The sequence below is a fragment of the Neobacillus camarae genome (assembly GCF_054950115.1).
Window position 1 is genome coordinate 1,373,902 of record NZ_JBUCKX010000001.1, and the last position, 17,718, is coordinate 1,391,619.

The window sequence follows — 17,718 nt, forward strand, 5'->3', positions numbered from 1 at the left end:
GAGAAGGGTGCATGACTGTTGCCCCGGGTAATCACTGAAATTAAATTTTTAAAATATTTCAAGTTATTATATTGACAAATTCCTATTGGTATAATAGGATTAATCTCAACCAATTAATTAAATTTTTATCAAATAAGGCTTTGAAACCCGGCAAAGTCGGGAGCAAGGTGGAAAAGGGGGGCGAATCCGCTGAAACCATCAGAATGGCAAGAAATTGCTGAGCATGTAGAGAGAATGCTTTCGAATATCCAATTTGGATCCATTACATTAATTGTACAGGACGGCAAAGTTATTCAAATTGAGAAAAGTGAAAAGGTTCGTCTTCAATCAAATAAACCACGCTGACTAGACAAACTAGAGGCGGTCCAACACCAAATACTTGGTGGAAGACTGCCTTTTTTTATTGGAATAAATGGAGGCTGATGAAATGACTAATTTACTAACCTATGAAAATTGGAACCAAATTTCCGATTCCTTTTCCATAGAGAATAAAACCAAAGGAGCCCTGCAGGTTTTGGAGTGGGCCTACCGGCACTATCCGGAAGACCAAATCGTTTATTCCTCTAGTTTTGGCGCCGAGGCCATTGTATTAATTGATTTAATTCATCAAGTTAAACCGGATGCCCGCATTGTGTTTTTAGATACAGGACTGCATTTTCTCGAGACTTATGACGTCATTGACCGGATTGAAGCCCGGTTCCCTTCTTTAAATATTGAGAGAAAACAGCCCTCGTTAACTTTAGAAGAACAGGCGGCCGAGTATGGCACCGCGCTATGGAAGCGGGATCCGAACCAATGCTGCCACATTCGGAAAGTCCTGCCTCTCCGGGAAACGTTGTCCGCAAAGAAAGCTTGGATTTCCGGGCTGCGCAGGGATCAATCCCCGACAAGGAAGGACACCCAATTCCTAAACAAGGATGAAAAATTCAAGAATATCAAAGTTTGTCCATTAATCCATTGGACATGGGATGAAGTTTGGGAATATATCCGGGAAAAGGACCTTCCATATAACGAATTGCATGACCGTAATTACCCAAGTATCGGCTGCTTCCCATGCACACAAACCGTTGAGGCGGGAGGGGATTCCCGTGCCGGACGATGGACTGGAAGCAGTAAGACAGAGTGTGGTTTACACACGACATAAGGAGGGATTCCTACGGTAACCATCATTGCTATAACAATTGGAATATTTTTTGCAGTCAATATTGGTGCTAGCGGTGCAGCTGCCTCAATGGGAATTTCCTACGGTGCAGGGGTCGTAAAGAAACAATTTGCACTATTTCTGTGCTCCATAGCTGTTTTCTTAGGTGCTTACCTTGGAGGGGGAGAGGTTGTCAAGACCATTGGCAGCGGCCTTGTCCCCAGCAGTACCTTTACTAACGCAATTGCATTGATCGTGTTAGCTTCGGCGGCTCTTTCTTTATTTTTGGCAAATGTGTTTGGAATCCCATTGTCAACCAGTGAAGTGGCTGTAGGTGCAGTAGTTGGTGCCGGTATTGTTTACCAATCCGTCTACGTTAACCATTTGATTTGGATTGTCCTTTTCTGGCTGCTATCTCCTGTCGTAGCTTTTTCCATTGCAGTTGCTGCCGCGAACTTATTAAAGTTGAAGGTTTTTCAAACTTGGACGGCAAAACCCAAAGCTGGTCCAGTGTTAGCAATATTAGTTGTTTTTATGGGATTATTCGAAGCCTTCTCTGCGGGGATGAATAATGTGGCTAACGCTGTAGGTCCCTTAGTGGCAGCATCCTTAATGACCAAAGGGAATGCAGTACTTTGGGGCGGCTTAGCGGTCGCTGGCGGTGCTTTTTTGTTTGGCCACCGTGTGATTGAAACGAATGGAAAAAAAATAACCGCACTCAGGCTGGAAGAGGGTTGTATCATTTCCGGCACAGGAGCCAGTATCGTTACAACAGCCTCTTTATTTGGAATCCCAATTCCCCTTACGCAAATCACCACATCTTCCATTATTGGAATTGGGTTTGCCAAACACGGGAAAGAGGTATTAAAAAAGGACATTGTGGTTCAGCTCCTGACTGTTTGGGCTGTTTCGCCGGTATTATCGATGGTTCTTTCCTATACCATCATACAATTGGTAATTGAACAGAATATTTACCCAATCGTCGTTATGATAGGCGTTATTATCTCCGTTTTGGGTGTGAATTCTTTAATGAAGAAGGCCGCCGCCATCGGAGCAATCAATAAATCAAATGTAGCAGAAATGAATAACACATTAAGAGAGGTTGATTAATATGTCATTTTTACCAAAACCACATGGAGGAAAGCTGGTAGACGCTTTTAATCCTAACTATAAGGTATCAAATATTGTGAAAGAGATTGAGCTAGATACGATTGCGTTAAGCGATTTGGAGCTGATCGGCATCGGGTTATTCAGTCCACTAACAGGTTTCTTGGGGAAAGAGGATTACGAATCTGTTGTCTCAAACATGAGATTGGCAGACAAAACGGTTTGGTCGATTCCTGTTACTCTCCCAGTATCATATGAAACAGCCGGGACGTTAACGGTTGGCGAGGAGTATAAACTCACATTTGGCGGGGAAGTTTATGGTGTCATTAAAGTCTCGGAATGGTTTGAACCGGATTTGGAGAAAGAAGCTTTAGAAGTCTACAAAACATCCGAATTGGCCCACCCTGGCGTAAAACGATTGTTTGAAAGAGGACCTATATATGTCGCAGGGGAAGTGGTCCTTATCAAAAAATCAGAAAAAGGAGTCTTTGGTGATGTATGGTTTGAGCCAAAGGAAACTAGGGCTCTTTTTGAGGAAAAGGGCTGGAAAACGATAGTAGGCTTCCAAACAAGAAATCCGATCCACCGTGCCCATGAGTATATTCAAAAAGCGGCTTTGGAGACAGTCGATGGATTGTTCGTCAACCCGCTTGTAGGAGAAACCAAATCCGACGATGTGCCTGCCGAAGTTCGTTTGAAAAGCTACCGGGTACTGTTGGATAACTATTATCCAAAAGAACGTGTTCAGTTAGGTGTCTATCCTGCAGCCATGCGCTACGCCGGACCGAGAGAGGCCATTTTCCATGCAATTGCCCGGAAGAACTTTGGCTGCACGCACTTTATTGTCGGCCGCGACCATGCCGGTGTCGGTAATTACTATGGCACCTATGATGCCCAACATATTTTTAGCCATTTTACTGAAGAAGAACTGGGAATCAAACCATTATTCTTTGAACATAGCTTCTATTGCACGAAATGCGAAGGCATGGCTTCTGATAAAACCTGCCCGCACGGCAAAGAAGACCGCGTGATTCTTTCTGGTACGAAAGTAAGAGAAATGCTCCGCGCCGGTGTACTGCCTCCATCAACGTTTAGCCGTAAAGAGGTCGTGGAGGTACTGATTGAAGGCATGAGGGAAAAAACAACGGTTTAAGGAGAAGAAAAATGTCGAAATCAACGAATATAACATGGCATGAAACCACCATTACAAAACAAGACAGACATGCGCAAAATGGCCACGGAAGCTGCACATTATGGTTCACCGGACTCTCAGGCTCCGGAAAATCGACGATTGCAAACGCTGTGTCCAGCCAATTATTTCGGTTGGGAATAAATGAATATGTTCTGGACGGGGATAATATCCGGCATGGGTTAAATAAGGATCTTGGGTTCTCAGAACATGACCGGACCGAAAACATCCGCAGGATCGGTGAAGTGGCAAAACTGTTCGTGGATAGCGGCAAGATCGTAACCACCGCTTTTATTTCCCCGTTCCGTTCCGACCGAGACCACGTACGGGCCTTGTTTGAAGAAGGGGATTTTATCGAGGTGTACATTAATTGCCCAATCGAAGAGTGTGAACGCCGCGATCCAAAGCAGCTTTATGCCAAGGCCCGCCGCGGGGAAATTAAGGATTTTACCGGTATTGATTCCCCATATGAAGCTCCGGGAACTCCTGAAATAACCATTGATTCGTCCAAGTTGGCAGTTGACGAAGCGGTTGAACAAATATTACATTATTTAAGAGAAAAGAATATTATATAAACCGCTTCGAGTGGAGAAAGGAGTACGCAATGAAAGCAATCCTATATATCGGGCACGGTACCCGTTCGAAAAAAGGGGCTGAAGAGGCAATAGCTTTTATCCGTCGGGTAATGGAACGGATTCCTGTGCCGATACAGGAATTCAGTTTTCTTGAATTAACGGAGCCGTCGATAGAGGAAGGCTTTAGGCGCTGCGTACAACGCGGGGCAACGGAGATTACCGTTGTTCCGCTTTTTCTATTAGCCGCCGGCCACATTAAACAAGATATACCGGACGCTTTGTCATTATTAAAAAAGGAATATCCACAAGTAAAGGTGAATGTCAGGAATCCTTTTGGCGTGCAAGATAAGATATTGGATGCCATCGCTGAACTGGTCAGACAATTAATCATGGACCTCGGTCAACAGGATTCGATTCTGGTCGTTGGCAGGGGAAGCAGTGACCCCGGCATTCATGCCGCTTTTTCAGAAATTGCCGCAGGAATTCAAAATCGGCTTGGAGCAGGGAATATCTCGGTTTGTTATTTGGCTGCAACCGAACCCCGATTCAAAGAAGGCATTGAATCTATTTCGGCCATTACGTCAAGTGGCCGGGTTATTGTCATTCCTTATTTATTATTTTCCGGTCTTTTATTGGCTGAAGTGAATTTGGAGGTCCGAAACCGGCAAAAAAACGGGCAAAGCATTATCCATACAGGCCCGCTAAGCAGTCACCGAGCATTTGAGGATATTATCATGGAACGGGCCATGGAGTCATAGTAAATGGATTGCAGACAAGAAAGCACTTCCTTTGTGGAGTGCTTTTTTAATGCGATTTTTCCCATGAATAGGTAAAATAAGAATAAGGACATAATATCTTCGTCCTGGCTTACTACATATCGAAAGGAGAATAACCGAAATGCCAACAAGTTTAACCGACACCACCACATTACATAACGGGGTCAAAATGCCATGGTTTGGACTAGGGGTTTTTAAAGTAAAGGAAGGAACCGAAGTAGTTGATTCGGTTAAAGCCGCAATCAAGAACGGTTATCGCAGCATTGATACCGCTGCCATTTACCAAAATGAAGAGGGAGTCGGACAGGCCATACGGGAATCCGGGGTTTCGAGAGAAGAATTATTTGTTACCTCCAAGGTTTGGAACAGCGACCAAGGCTACGAGTCAACCCTAAGGGCATATGAAACAAGCTTAAAGAAATTAGGTTTGGATTACTTGGATTTATACCTCATACACTGGCCTGGGAAAACGAAATTTAAAGAAACTTGGAAAGCACTCGAGCAGCTTTACAAAGATGGCCGTGTCCGGGCGATTGGCGTAAGCAACTTTAAAATTCATCATTTGGAAGAATTATTAAAAGACGCAGAAATTAAGCCAATGGTCAATCAGGTTGAATACCATCCACATTTAACCCAGAAGGACCTCTTAGCCTATTGCCAAGAACAAGGGATTCAGTTGGAGGCATGGTCGCCATTAAAGCAAGGCCAATTACTCGACGATTCCGTCATTAATGAGATTGCGGCCAAGTATGGCAAATCAGCCGCACAAGTGATTTTACGATGGGATTTACAAACGAAGGTCATCACTATTCCAAAATCGATTAAAGAACACCGTATCATCGAAAATGCCAACATATTTGATTTCGAGTTGTCAGATGAAGACATGAAGAAGATTGATGCCTTGAATAAGGATGAGCGAGTCGGTTCGGATCCCGACACGATGAGTGCCGGTTTTGAAGGGTAAAGTAAGAACCTTAAATCAGCGGAAAGTCACATTTCCGCTGATTGGGGCTAGAAGACTTTGGAACTAATAATAAAGTGAACAAAGGTTCACATTAGAGTTGGAAAATGGTAAAATATAAGTATATTTAGAAATCTCTTAAGATTCTGGGGTGATTCTATTAAGCAATATCCAATAAAAACATAACGAGGAGTGATTGAATGACAGAACTCGAAAAAACGCTTCTACACCAGCAGCATCGAAAACTGCCTTTATCCAGAATTATATTCAGGATTATCGCTATTACCATAGGAGCCATTCTTATGGCAACAGGGCTGGAAATCTTTTTGGTTCCGAACAACGTCATTGACGGAGGGATTACCGGTATCTCGATTATGATTGCACATATTACCGGTTGGAAGTTAGGGCTATTTCTATTCATTCTGAACTTGCCATTTGTCTATATGGGTTATAAACAAATGGGAAAAACATTTGCTTTTTCTACCATATATGGAATTATTGTCTTATCTCTTTTTACCTCATTTTTTCACCCCATACCCGCTTTTACTGAGGATATCCTTTTAGCCACTGTATTTGGAGGAATGATTTTAGGAATCGGTGTAGGATTAGTCATCCGCAACGGCGGAGCATTAGACGGTACCGAAATCCTCTCCATTGTCATTAACAAAAAAGTTCCGTTCTCCGTTGGGCAAATCATCATGTTTATGAACTTTTTTATTTTATCTGCAGCCGGCTTCGTGTTTACTTGGGACCGGGCGATGTATTCCCTGTTAGCCTATGTCATCGCTTCTAAAGCGATTGATACTGTCGTTCAAGGGCTGGAAGAATCGAAATCTGTTTGGATTATCAGTGACATGGCAGAAGAAATCGGCAATGCTGTCAATGATAGGTTAGGCAGAGGGGTTACTTATTTAAAAGGGGAAGGCGCCTTTACTGGGGACCATAAAAAGGTCGTATTTAGTATTATCAGCCGACTCGAAGAATCCAAACTCACAACCATTGTTGAGGAAATTGACCCATCGGCATTCCTTGCCATTGCCGATATCGCCGAAGTCAGAGGCGGCAATTTTAAAAAGAAAAATATACATTAAGAGAAAGGCGGAAGTGCCCTGGTCAGCGCTCGACAGGCCTCCTCCAAAATGCCATCGCATTTTGTTCGTTCGTGCTTATGCTCCCGAAGCCTTCCTTGTGGAGAGGGACAATTCTCAAACTCAATAGTTTTTCTAATCAATAAAAAAAGAGGATGATATTTAGGCAGGGCACCTAAGTCAATCATCCTCTTTTTATACATCGTTAGAGCAATGCTTTAAAAGCGTTCCGGATTACATCGCCGCGGCTGATAATGCCCGCCAAAACACCATTCCGTTCTACCGGAACTTTTTTAATCTGTTTTTTTCCCAACAGGGCGGCAATCACTTCGATATCATCATCCCATTTGACTGTAATGACTTTTTTCTTGGCGATTTCCATCACTTTTAAGTCCAAGAGACGTTTTTCACGTTCCTCAAATTCTTCTTGGTCACCTTTGATGACAAACGTATAGTAAAAATTATCCACAATCCGGTCCTCATGCCTGCCGATATATCTTAATAGATCCCCGTCACTTACATAGGCGACAACTTCGTTCCGGTCATTCACGACAGGAAGTCCACTGATTCGGTACTCAATGAATTTCTCCACCACAGACCTTACCGTTTCGTCTTCTTTTACTTTATGAACATTACTTATCATGATTTCATGTGCTAACATCGGTTTGGCTTTCTCCTTTTAAGATAAACACGTGTGTAAATTGGTTTGATTTGATTGTATTATACCCTTATTTGCTGTCTCGTCAAAATGTCATGTGTTTAACCATCTCTTCAAACCAATGCTTATCTGTTAAATTTACCGGCTAATGGGCGGGCTAAACCACGAACCTGTTTTTCCAATTTTGTATATGATATATTACTAGATTCAAAAATACATGAAATATAAGCGAAAATTTTTTGCCGGCGGTTAAACAATACCGGGAGGGTATATTGGTGGAAAACTATTGGCTTGGTTTTATTTTTGCTGATTGGAGTTTCTTTTTGGCAGCTATGATTCTTTGGGGGTTAATCATTGTTTCAGGGTTATTGTTTATTTGGGGGGCATGGAAAAAGTCCTGGATTGCCTTTTTAATTAGCGGGTGTGCTCTGATTTTTCCGGCTATTGTTCTGGCAACACAGGGAGGCTGGTTTTATTTATTTTTATTAATACCTTTGGTTATCTTTTACCTGAGTTTTTATAGGAAGAAAAGATGATAAATAAAAAGGAGAATCCAAGGAAATGTTCCTCGGATTCTCTTTTTGGTTATTATTCTAGTTAATGACTAGTTGTTTTTAGCGGCGATAAAAGCTGGATAAACCTTTCGAAAGGCAGTTCACATGCCGGGTATTTTTCCAAGAAATCCAACATGGTGATCCCTTTTTCCGAAACCTGTACGTCATATTGGTTATCTTGCAGTAACGCTTCCAATTCTTTTTTGTGTGGAGGGCAGACAGTATGCTCTGCCAGCTCTTGTATTTGCTCGAGTGTAGCTGTGGTCTGGGCATTTACACTATAGCTTAGTAAATCCCAAGCACGGATAGGAAAATGTAAAGGCAGATGGTGATAGTCCTGTGGGTTGCCTGTCAAAATCATTAGGGTATCTTTATCTAACCCAAATCGATGAAGAACTCGCTCAACCAACGAAGCAGGGTTAGCAGGAGACAGGATTCCTTTTTCGGCATTCCCCCGCTGATCCGCACTCAGATATTCTTGATTTTCATGCAAGAATTGGATGGACAGTGATTCGCCGTGGAGATTGGAAGGGTCATCAAGGTCCAAACCTAATGCATCGATTACCGTTGGCCATAATTGTTGATCCCAATCTACGACTTGACGGTCAAAGTCACCGCTTGCATCGCCTTGACCTTTGGAAGCGATACGTTTCGCCCCTCTTTCGGCCAATTTTTCATCTATTAAATTCGGTATATTTTGATAGGTGCTGGCCCAGTTGGTATCGCCACAGCCAAAAACAGTATATTGCACACCACTTAAATCCAGTTCCTCATTTTCCTGCAGCCATTTGACGAACTTTCGGGCATTTTTTGGCGGCTTCCCGTTGTAGGAGGCCGTCACAATGTAAACAACCCCTTCCTTAGGAAGCTTGCCAACAAACTCATCCAGTGCGGCCAATGTCGTTTGGAATCCCTTCGCTTTTCCTGTTTCCGACAGATTGCGGGCAATGCCTTCTGCGGTGCCCAAATTAGATCCGTATAACACCAAAAGCGGTGTTTGATGGGCCGGAACATGGGAACCCTGTACAGGGAACAGCGGCTTTTCGCTTTCAGCGAAGGAGGCACCGGTATCTGGAAGCACAAAAGAGTACGAGTCCTGCTGCAGGCGCGAGCGAACTTTCATTGTCAATCCATCAGGTTTTAAGGTCAGTGTTTCCTTTATCTTTAATTGATAGTTTGTATGGTCAATTAAATCAAAGTTTTTTAAAATCATACCGATTAGCAGGGTGGCCTCGTGCATGGCAAATTGTTGGCCGATGCAGGCCCGCTGTCCATTTCCGAATGGTTTAAACGCAAAGTGGGGAACCTTTTTCGGGTCCTCGAAACGTTCCGGTTTAAATTCTTCGACATCGTCTCCCCAAGCCTCTTTGTCCCTATGCAAATTAAGGTTTAAGATGTTCACGACATCCCTTTTCTTTATGGAGTATTTCCCGGCAAGAACGGTGTCTTCCTTTGCGTAAAGAGAGAACATCGGTGCGGTCGGCCATAATCGCAGCGCTTCGTTGAGGATCATCCGGATGTATTTTAGATTCCGTACCTGTTGATAGGAGGGGACCGGTCCGGTTAATACACGATCCACTTCTTCATAAGCCTTAGCGAGCTTATCCGGGTGCTTCATCAGAAAATGCAGGGCAAACGACAATAAACCGCTGGTTGTTTCATGGCCGGCAATCAAGAAGGTAATAATTTGATAACGTATATTCTCATCAGTCAGTTTTTCTCCCGTTGCCGGGTCCTCACTGTTGAGCATCCTGGATAGAAGGTCGTCGGTGTCATGCTCATCGCTTGATTTTCTTTCTTGTATAATCCGGTCAACAAGGGAAAACATGTACTCAATGTCCCGCTGGAATTGTTGCCGGTTCTTTACCATGAGTTTGTCTTGGATTCCTAGTCGGTTGCTTTGATGCATGGCTTCATCAAGTGCGCGGGCCATGCTTTTAATGAAACGGTGCGGTTTTTCGCGATAAAAGCTGTTAAACCGATAATTAAAGCCGCACAAGCCGATGGTGTCCAATGTCAAACGGGTCATGTCTTCAGGGACATCGATACTCTCATCTGAGTTTAACCGTGCCCATTTTTGAATGAGCTGGGAAGCAATATCCACCATCATCAAATGGTACCCTTTCATTGCACTCTGGCTGAACGCGGGGAGCAGAATATTGTGTGCCTTGCGCCAATTATCCTCCTTCGTCCAACTGGTAAACAATCCATCCCCTGAAAAGGACCGGACCTTTTTCAGCGGGGCATTCACCAGTTTATCGAACCGGGATTCATCACAAACATCTTTAACTAATTCCCCTGTCGTGACAAAAATCCCCGTACCGGTAGGGAATTTCAGTTTAAAAATAGGTCCGTATTGAAGTCCCAGTTTCATGATTGATTGGGAGGGGCGGTTAAGGTCCAGCTGAGGAAGATTTCCTAGCGGGCCATAGGTCTGTCCCTTATATATATATAAAAAAAAAATCAATATTTTACTCATTAGTAACATGAAAACGCTTATCCCATAAGTAGGTAAATGTCGAAAAAATATGACACAATTCAACATTTTTTTCGCATTTCGACAAAGGAATGATTGAAAGAAAGTCATCAAACACTGTAAGCGTTTACATGCAGGCGGGATAAATGTTAGTTCATTGATGACTATTGTCAAAATGTTAATTGATTAATACTGTCACTCACAAATGACTGTTCGTTATATTAAAAAAACAAAACTTTGGTTGTCTCAAAAAGTACAGAGTTTCCTATACCTATTTTTATATCCGTTCCTGCCCAGTCTGTTTCAATACCAAACAGTGATAAAAATTATGTAACCTGAATAGGATGATTAAAAAGATGCAAAGGAAGTGAAAGGATGGATCATTCTTCCTCTCTTTCTTATAAACAATTATTAGTTCCCCCCTTCAGAAAAGAAACTGGTACACCAATAGACGAACTCCCAATTTATGCTGCGATGAACCCTGTTGTTCCTCCATTTCTCCCATACAGAAGCGTAGGCAGATTTTCCAAATACCCATCATATCAACAACAAATTCACATACTTCAGCTTCATGATAAAAATAAGCGGGTGTGATACCAATGGCATGGGAACAATCTCGAGTTGACATGAATATTTATTCGCAAGGCAAGGTCGATCGTTTTGTTTATTCCACTTGCAATATCTGTTCCAATGGCTGCGGTTGTTACATTGCCGTTAAGGATAATAAAATTGTCGGTGTTGTGGGAAATGAGCATTATCCCGTGAATCGCGGGAGGATGGGGCCCAAGGGAGAAAACCAGTGGTGGGCGAATAACAGTTTGGACCGTTTAGCTGCCCCGCTCATCCGTCACAATGGGAAACTATTATCTGCCAGCTGGGATGATGCATATGCCTTGTTGGAAGAGAAAACCAAGGGGATAGTAAAGAGAAAAGGTCCTGGCGGCTTAGCCCTTTATCATACTGGCCAAGCCTATCTTGAAGAATATTATACGATTGCCAAAATAACCCGAGCAGGTCTTAGGATGCATCACGTTGATGCCAATACCAGATTATGTACGGCAACAGCGGAGTGGAGCTTAATAGAAAGTTTTGGCTCCGATGGACCCCCAGCATGCCAGGAAGACATAGACATTACCGAAGTTGTTGTGTTTTGGGGAAGAAATTCGAACGAAACAAACACGGTTTTTTGGGAGCGTGTCTTAGAGGCAAGAAGAAAGAACGGAACAAAAATTATTGAGATTGATCCTCGAAAAGATATCAGCGATAGATTCGCAGATTTATCCCTTCAACCGAGGAGCGGTACAAATGTTGCTGTCGCTAATGGCATTATTCATTTACTAATTAAGAATAATTGGATTGATCGTGATTATATCAACGCCCATACGATTGGTTTCCTAGAGTTGGAACAATCCGTTTCACGATATACACCCGATTTGACGGAGCAAATAACCGGCGTACCACAAAGTAAACTCCTTCAATGCGCCGAGTGGATTGGGACATCAAAGACCACCGTCTCTATTTTATTGCAAGGAGTTTATCAAAGCATGGATGCAACGGCCGCGGCAACACTGGTGAATTCGATGCACCTGATCATGGGGAAAATTGGCAGGCCGGGCTCTGGCCCGTTTCAGCACGCGGGACAACCAAGTTCGATGTCCAATCGGGAAGTGGGCGGGGCCGGTTTCTATCCTGGGTACCGTAATACCAGCAACCCAAAACATATCCAGGAAATCGCTGAGCTGTGGAACGTGGATCCAGATCTCCTTCCGGTCGGGCCGCAAACCTTTATCACGGATATTATGCAGTTAATCGATCAGGGACAAATTGAGCTATTTTGGGTGATATTCACTAATCCGGCGGTCTCCCTGCCGAATCGAAATAAAATGATAGAGATTATGAAAAAGGCTTTTCTGGTCGTCCAGGATCCTTTTTTTAGTGAAACAGCGGAGCTGGCTGATTTAGTTCTCCCCACTGCCATGTGGGGGGAGAAAGAAGGAACGATGACCAATTTGGAAAGAAGAGTCAATGTGCTCCGGAAAGCGGTTGACCCACCTTTTCGACTTCCCTCTGATTTTGAAATTTTACTGGAGTTTGCCAAGCGGATGGACTTTAAAGACCGGGATGGCCGGCCGCTGATTACATACACAACTCCAGAAGAAGCCTTTAACGAATGGAGAAAGGTTTCAAAAGGAAGGCCTTGTGATATGTCCGGGATGACGTATGAAAAAATGGAACGGCTCGGGGGAATTCAATGGCCCTGCAATGAACAATTTCCTAATGGCAAAGAACGCTTATATACGGATAACCGTTTTCCAACCAATGTCGATGAAGCGGAGTCATTTGGAAGGGACTTACTGACGGGAAGGGCAAGAACGAGAGAGGAGTTTCAGGCACTGAATGCGAATGGCAGGGCCATTCTCTATGGCTTTGATTGGGCACCGCCGCTTGAAGCCCCGTCTGAAGGATTTCCCTTTGAACTCAATACGGGAAGGCTGGTGTACCAGTGGCATACGAGGACAAAAACCGGAAGATCACCCATCCTGCATTTGGCGTCACCGGAAGCCTATGTGGAAATAAACCCGGCAGACGCCAAAAAACTTGAAATTGATATGGGGGATATGGTCCGCGTTATCACCAAAAGGGGGGAGATTCAGGTTCCGGCGAGAATCACGGATTCAGTCAGGCCAGGCGCTATTTTTATACCATTCCACTATGGTGCGTTAACAGAAAAACAAGCCGCCAATGTGTTGACTCTCGATACATGGGATCTAGTTTCCAAACAGCCGCATTTTAAGAACGGAGCCTGCAGGATAGAAAAAGTGATGAGCAATGAGGGATGTTAAAAGTGAACATAGGTTCAATAAACGAGCTCCAACAGTCATGTGCAAACATTTTGGCGAAGGTGAATGAAAAATTAATTGAGGTAGTTAACCCGCTCCTAATCAGAATTCAGTACGTTGTCGAGGAATTTCAGTCTCATTTGCTTGCCCTTACAAAGGCATCAGGGGACATTGGTCTTCAAAAATATCATTGGAGTGTTTTATACAGGGCTGGGGATACGATGGATGAATTCGCTGTTCTTATTCACAACACTACACCCGTTCCAATTAAAAACGAAGTGGATTATATTAAACAGCAATTAGTGTTCTACGCCAATCAGGTGGTCCAGTTATACGGCAAGCGCGAGTCATTATATATTATTACTCCCAAGTTTCAAGAACTGGCAAAGATATGGTGAAAAAACTTCAGGCCGCTTTATAGGCGGCCTCCAAAAGCATGATTTATTTTTCTTTATCCGGCATCTTTTTCTTATCACTTAGTGTCCGGTATATTTGTGTGTACATGCTGCCTTCTGAAATATGTTCTAAGAAGAAGGGGCCGATTAGCTCAAGATATTCCTCATCCTCGAACATTTTTTTGTTTTGCAGTTCCATTTCAGCCAGCCCCTCGTATGTACAAAGCAGGGCATATGTATGGTCTTCTCCTGAGACGGGCGTTAAAATCTCAACGGAATGGTTATAGTTTTCCGTTCTGAATTTTTTGATTTCCCTCAGGTTATCAATCCCTTCCTTGAATTTTTCCTGTTTAATAACAAATGTCTGGTAAACCAGAACCGACATAAAAAAACACCCCCAAAAATTTTCCAAAAGTAAAGGGGTCAGACCATTTAGGAAAGCCCCTTTTATTTTTTCGTTATTATCTTAATTCTTCCCAATCGGAATAATGGCCGCTTCCTTGGCATCCGGGACAATCGAATGAGTTATAATAAGCAAATTCGTTATATGGATAAACCGTGTAGCCGCGGCCGTAGCAATCCGGACATTTGCCTTGTTCTTTCATGGTAGAGACATGGGATTGGTATCTTGATTCCCTCCACTGATTAAACGAGTTGAGCAGTCCCATTGATTTCACCTCATTATTTTCATTTTGCCTTGGACTTTGAATCAAGGATATGAACTTTTCATTTAGTATCGGGTAAAATTGGAATATTTATGCTTGTATTTTTAAAAAAAGGTCTGTTAAACATTGTGTTGATTTTTAAATTTTATTGATTGGAGCATAATGCGGGAGTACGGGGCGGGGAAGCCTCCGCAGGTGCTTCTAGCTCCGTTGAGGCTCCCCGGCACGCCGCGGGTTTTCTGAGCAACTGGAGCAGAAATCAACAGCCAATTTTAACAGGTCTTTAAATAAAGACATTGGTCAATTAATTGTTCTTGTTTTATATTATGCAAAATTTGCTATCATGTTATAATAATTTTATGGAAATGAAGTTCGCTTTGTGCATTTTTTTAAGAAACTTTTCACTCGATGCCTAGCGGGGACTGCCAGTAACAAAGGATATTTTCCATCAATCATCCCATACTAACGATGAGGTGATCATGATGAAAGATTGGAACGGACAATCCGCACCGAATAATAATTTACATCCAAAGACTATAAGGATGGGTAACCTTATCGATAATCAAGCTGGTGATCATGAATTTTCCGAGGAATTATCTGATGGCGGGGAACGTGATCAGTTTATTGAACGGCAACGAAAAAACCTAAAAATGAAGTAAGTCAAAAAGTGACGAGTCTTTCTTCGTCACTTTTTTATGTAGTTTCTGAAATTCTTTACAAATATTGTATCAAAGTGTAGAATTTCTATATACCTAAAAAAACTAGGTAGGTGATAACATGTTTAACCGCGAGTTGGTCAAAGGAAGCACCTCATTGATCTTGTTGCAGTTGTTGAATGAGCGCGACATGTATGGCTATGAATTAGTGAAAGAGCTTGAACAGCGCAGTGATAATGGACTGAGTGTAAAAGAGGGGACACTGTACCCCGCACTTCACAAGCTTGAAAAGCAGGAATACATTGAATGCTATTGGCAGGAGCAAGAAAAGGGACCAGCAAGAAAATATTACCGGATTACCGGTGCCGGCAGGGAATTATTGCTTGAAAAGACCCGTGAATGGCAGGATTTTGTTAAGGTCATGAACAAAGTGATTGGGAGAACAAACCGTGGAACGGCCGAAGAGTAAGTTTCTTAACGAACTGGCGAAGGGCTTGGGAAATCATCCGGAAAAACAGGCTATTCTGCTAGAATATGAAACCCATATTGATGAAATTTTGTTGGAGTCACTGGATTGCTCCGATGAAGAGGAGATGATGGAACAGATTGTTTCCCGGCTGGGCAGCCCGGATGAAATTGTCGGGATGTGGAAGGAAGAACTATCTGTAACTCCCAGTAACATGAAATGGTTGTTTCTGGTGTTGAACATCGTCTTCTTTTGCGGCGGCAGCTTGTTCACCCTGGTGCATAATCTATATGAATGGGAATGGCTGACTACACTATGGAATTACATAACAGCGATTCCAACCTTAATTGCCTTTCTCTATATGATTTTTTGGGCATTGCTGGGCTATGAAATTGGCAGGGGATTTGGTCACGGAGGGAGAAAGCTCCTTCGAACCACCTTTCTGCTATCGCTTATCCCTAATTTGACGTTAATGGTCCTGACTGTATTTGAGATCATTCCACATGGGTGGTTTGCACCGTTATTAACGAAAACGTTTATAATCGCTTGTATCATTTTTACGATTGTTCTATACCCAATTAGTTGGCTTGGATACCGATGGGGCAGGAAAGCGTCGATATGAGCATTTTTTTTGCTTATATACCTAGAAATAAGATGTATATAGATAATCTATATAAAGAGAGGGAATGGAAATGGAACAGAAATGGAACAAAACGGATGGTGTTTTTATGGTTTTGTGCCTTCTTCTTGGAGTTTTGGTAGAAGAAGCTTTTTTTAGGGGGGAGGTGGGCATTTCCTATATTGTGTTTATGGTGGCGTTTTATTCGGTATTTTTTTGGCGCTATCGGCGTGTTCCGTTGACCCATCAGCGGTTTGGCTATTTGATTTTGTGTTGTATATGGCTGTTGGCGGCCAGTTACTTTTTAACGGCCAGCAAGCTGTTTCATGTGTTGAATGTCTTGGTCATTCCAGGCTTAGTGATTTTCCATTTAGTACTGGTAACGAGTCCAAAGCAGTTAAAGTGGAACAAACCGACATTCATTTTTTTCGTCCTGTCGAGATTGCTAGAAATGGTCAAATTCAACGTTCATTTTGCGGCTAATATTGGGAATGGGATTGGGGATAAGAAAGCTAAATTCATTATTTGGAAAAAAATTCTTATTGGGATTGTCATAGCGATTCCTGTCTTGTTTGTGGTGTTAACCCTGCTGATTTCTGCGGATACTCAATTCGAACGGTTGGTTGGAACTATACCAAACTGGTTTAAAGTCATTGATGCCGAGTTGGTATTTCGGTTGTTGATCATTAGCATCTCGGCCCTTTGTTTTTTTGGATTCATGCAAGTTCTTCCGAAGAAACCAAAAGTCATGAAGCAATCTGAAAAACCACTGGCTTTTCAATTGGATGCGGTTATAACCATCACGGTACTTGTATTAATCAATGCAGTCTATGTTTTATTTACCGTTGTCCAATTTAAATATTTTTTCGGGGGTTCCCTGCAAGCCGACTATACGTATGCGGAGTACGCAAGGAAAGGATTTTTTGAACTTTTAGTTGTGACCCTGATCAATTTATCGATTATGGTTGCGGTGCTGATGTTGTCTTTTCAAACTGGAAATGTTATTAAACGGTTAATCCAATCGCTGTTAACGATTTTAATACTCGCCAGTTCGGTCATACTTTCCTCGGCATTTATTCGCCTAAGCTTGTATGAGGAGGCCTACGGATTTACCTTTACAAGGGTCCTTGTGCATTCGTTTATGATATTTTTGATCTTGATTTTTACCTATACTCTGGTGAAAATTTGGGTGGTAAAGCTTTCGTTGCTGCATTTTTACTTCATTGCAGCGTTATTATATTATACGGCCATCACTGTGATTGATTTGGATAAAATCGTGGTGAGGGAAAACATCCATCGGTATGAAACCTATGGAAAAGTGGATGTCCACTACTTGAATCGCCTGTCCTATACCGGTGTTCTTGGATTGATTGAATTATATCAAAGCGACCCCTCGATACCAGAACTTTCGGGCATTTTACAAGAAAGAGGAAATGAAGCATTAACAGCGGACCACCCATGGCAATCCTATAATTTAAAAAGGGAACAGGCCTATAGACAACTTTTAGAGTTGAAATAAAAAACAATTAATAGTCCCCAGATTGTCGAGAAA

The 17,718-nt window shown here is 42.6% G+C and carries 19 protein-coding genes; 15 read left to right on the plus strand and 4 right to left on the minus strand.

What is annotated here, in order from left to right; translation table 11 throughout:
* Nucleotides 1-189: 189 nt before the first annotated feature.
* The 8 genes from ACY8D0_RS06245 (at nt 190) to ACY8D0_RS06280 (ending at nt 6,840) form a co-directional block, all read left to right on the plus strand.
* Nucleotides 190-345: a YezD family protein gene (locus ACY8D0_RS06245; protein WP_462409963.1), complete on the plus strand. Its 156-nt coding sequence runs from the start codon at nt 190-192 to the stop codon at nt 343-345.
* 82 nt (nt 346-427) lie between these two features.
* Nucleotides 428-1,144 carry a phosphoadenylyl-sulfate reductase gene (locus ACY8D0_RS06250; RefSeq protein WP_462409611.1) on the plus strand — a complete coding sequence of 239 codons (717 nt, stop codon included), beginning with the start codon at nt 428-430 and terminating at the stop codon, nt 1,142-1,144.
* A gap of 6 nt (nt 1,145-1,150) precedes the next feature.
* Nucleotides 1,151-2,251, plus strand: coding sequence for a sulfate permease (locus tag ACY8D0_RS06255; protein ID WP_462409964.1), 1,101 nt, complete (start codon nt 1,151-1,153; stop codon nt 2,249-2,251).
* 1 nt (nt 2,252) lies between these two features.
* Nucleotides 2,253-3,401, plus strand: a complete 1,149-nt coding sequence (gene sat / locus ACY8D0_RS06260; RefSeq protein ID WP_462409612.1) for a sulfate adenylyltransferase — start codon at nt 2,253-2,255, stop codon at nt 3,399-3,401.
* A gap of 11 nt (nt 3,402-3,412) precedes the next feature.
* A complete protein-coding gene (gene cysC, locus ACY8D0_RS06265; RefSeq protein ID WP_462409613.1) occupies nt 3,413-4,012 on the plus strand; it encodes an adenylyl-sulfate kinase in 600 nt (199 codons plus the stop codon).
* Nucleotides 4,013-4,041: 29 nt separating this feature from the next.
* A complete protein-coding gene (locus tag ACY8D0_RS06270) occupies nt 4,042-4,770 on the plus strand; it encodes a sirohydrochlorin chelatase (protein WP_462409614.1) in 729 nt (242 codons plus the stop codon).
* Between the two features lie 139 nt (nt 4,771-4,909).
* Entirely contained in the window at nt 4,910-5,752 is an 843-nt protein-coding gene (locus ACY8D0_RS06275) for an aldo/keto reductase (protein WP_462409615.1), read from the plus strand.
* 197 nt (nt 5,753-5,949) lie between these two features.
* On the plus strand, nt 5,950-6,840 hold the full coding sequence (locus tag ACY8D0_RS06280) for a YitT family protein (RefSeq protein WP_462409616.1): 891 nt from the start codon (nt 5,950-5,952) through the stop codon (nt 6,838-6,840).
* A 202-nt stretch (nt 6,841-7,042) separates the two neighbouring features.
* Here the strand turns inward: ACY8D0_RS06280 and ACY8D0_RS06285 are convergent, their stop codons facing one another.
* Nucleotides 7,043-7,498 carry a CBS domain-containing protein gene (locus tag ACY8D0_RS06285; RefSeq protein ID WP_462409617.1) on the minus strand — a complete coding sequence of 152 codons (456 nt, stop codon included), beginning with the start codon at nt 7,496-7,498 and terminating at the stop codon, nt 7,043-7,045.
* A 272-nt stretch (nt 7,499-7,770) separates the two neighbouring features.
* Between ACY8D0_RS06285 and ACY8D0_RS06290 the strand changes: the two genes are divergently transcribed.
* Nucleotides 7,771-8,031 (plus strand): hypothetical protein, encoded by a 261-nt coding sequence (locus ACY8D0_RS06290; RefSeq protein WP_462409618.1) that lies wholly within the window; start codon nt 7,771-7,773, stop codon nt 8,029-8,031.
* A 61-nt stretch (nt 8,032-8,092) separates the two neighbouring features.
* Here the strand turns inward: ACY8D0_RS06290 and ACY8D0_RS06295 are convergent, their stop codons facing one another.
* Entirely contained in the window at nt 8,093-10,528 is a 2,436-nt protein-coding gene (locus tag ACY8D0_RS06295; RefSeq protein WP_462409965.1) for a cytochrome P450, read from the minus strand.
* A gap of 596 nt (nt 10,529-11,124) precedes the next feature.
* Between ACY8D0_RS06295 and ACY8D0_RS06300 the strand changes: the two genes are divergently transcribed.
* On the plus strand, nt 11,125-13,368 hold the full coding sequence (locus ACY8D0_RS06300; protein ID WP_462409619.1) for a molybdopterin oxidoreductase family protein: 2,244 nt from the start codon (nt 11,125-11,127) through the stop codon (nt 13,366-13,368).
* A gap of 2 nt (nt 13,369-13,370) precedes the next feature.
* Complete coding sequence (locus ACY8D0_RS06305; protein WP_462409620.1) at nt 13,371-13,763, plus strand: hypothetical protein; 393 nt, start codon at nt 13,371-13,373, stop codon at nt 13,761-13,763.
* A gap of 43 nt (nt 13,764-13,806) precedes the next feature.
* On the opposite strand, the gene ACY8D0_RS06310 is transcribed toward ACY8D0_RS06305, so the two are convergent.
* Together ACY8D0_RS06310 and ACY8D0_RS06315 are read right to left on the minus strand one after the other, a co-directional pair.
* Nucleotides 13,807-14,145: a hypothetical protein gene (locus tag ACY8D0_RS06310; RefSeq protein ID WP_462409621.1), complete on the minus strand. Its 339-nt coding sequence runs from the start codon at nt 14,143-14,145 to the stop codon at nt 13,807-13,809.
* A 76-nt stretch (nt 14,146-14,221) separates the two neighbouring features.
* Nucleotides 14,222-14,428: a methionine aminopeptidase gene (locus ACY8D0_RS06315; protein WP_462409622.1), complete on the minus strand. Its 207-nt coding sequence runs from the start codon at nt 14,426-14,428 to the stop codon at nt 14,222-14,224.
* 476 nt (nt 14,429-14,904) lie between these two features.
* On the opposite strand from ACY8D0_RS06315, the gene ACY8D0_RS06320 reads away from it, so the two are divergent.
* From ACY8D0_RS06320 to ACY8D0_RS06335, 4 genes are all read left to right on the plus strand, one after another.
* Nucleotides 14,905-15,084: a hypothetical protein gene (locus tag ACY8D0_RS06320; RefSeq protein WP_462409623.1), complete on the plus strand. Its 180-nt coding sequence runs from the start codon at nt 14,905-14,907 to the stop codon at nt 15,082-15,084.
* A 118-nt stretch (nt 15,085-15,202) separates the two neighbouring features.
* Complete coding sequence (locus ACY8D0_RS06325; RefSeq protein WP_462409624.1) at nt 15,203-15,550, plus strand: PadR family transcriptional regulator; 348 nt, start codon at nt 15,203-15,205, stop codon at nt 15,548-15,550.
* Entirely contained in the window at nt 15,531-16,169 is a 639-nt protein-coding gene (locus tag ACY8D0_RS06330) for an HAAS signaling domain-containing protein (RefSeq protein WP_462409625.1), read from the plus strand. The genes ACY8D0_RS06325 and ACY8D0_RS06330 overlap by 20 nt, the downstream gene beginning before the upstream one ends.
* Nucleotides 16,170-16,239: 70 nt before the next feature.
* Nucleotides 16,240-17,685 (plus strand): DUF4153 domain-containing protein, encoded by a 1,446-nt coding sequence (locus ACY8D0_RS06335; RefSeq protein ID WP_462409626.1) that lies wholly within the window; start codon nt 16,240-16,242, stop codon nt 17,683-17,685.
* Nucleotides 17,686-17,718: the final 33 nt, after the last annotated feature.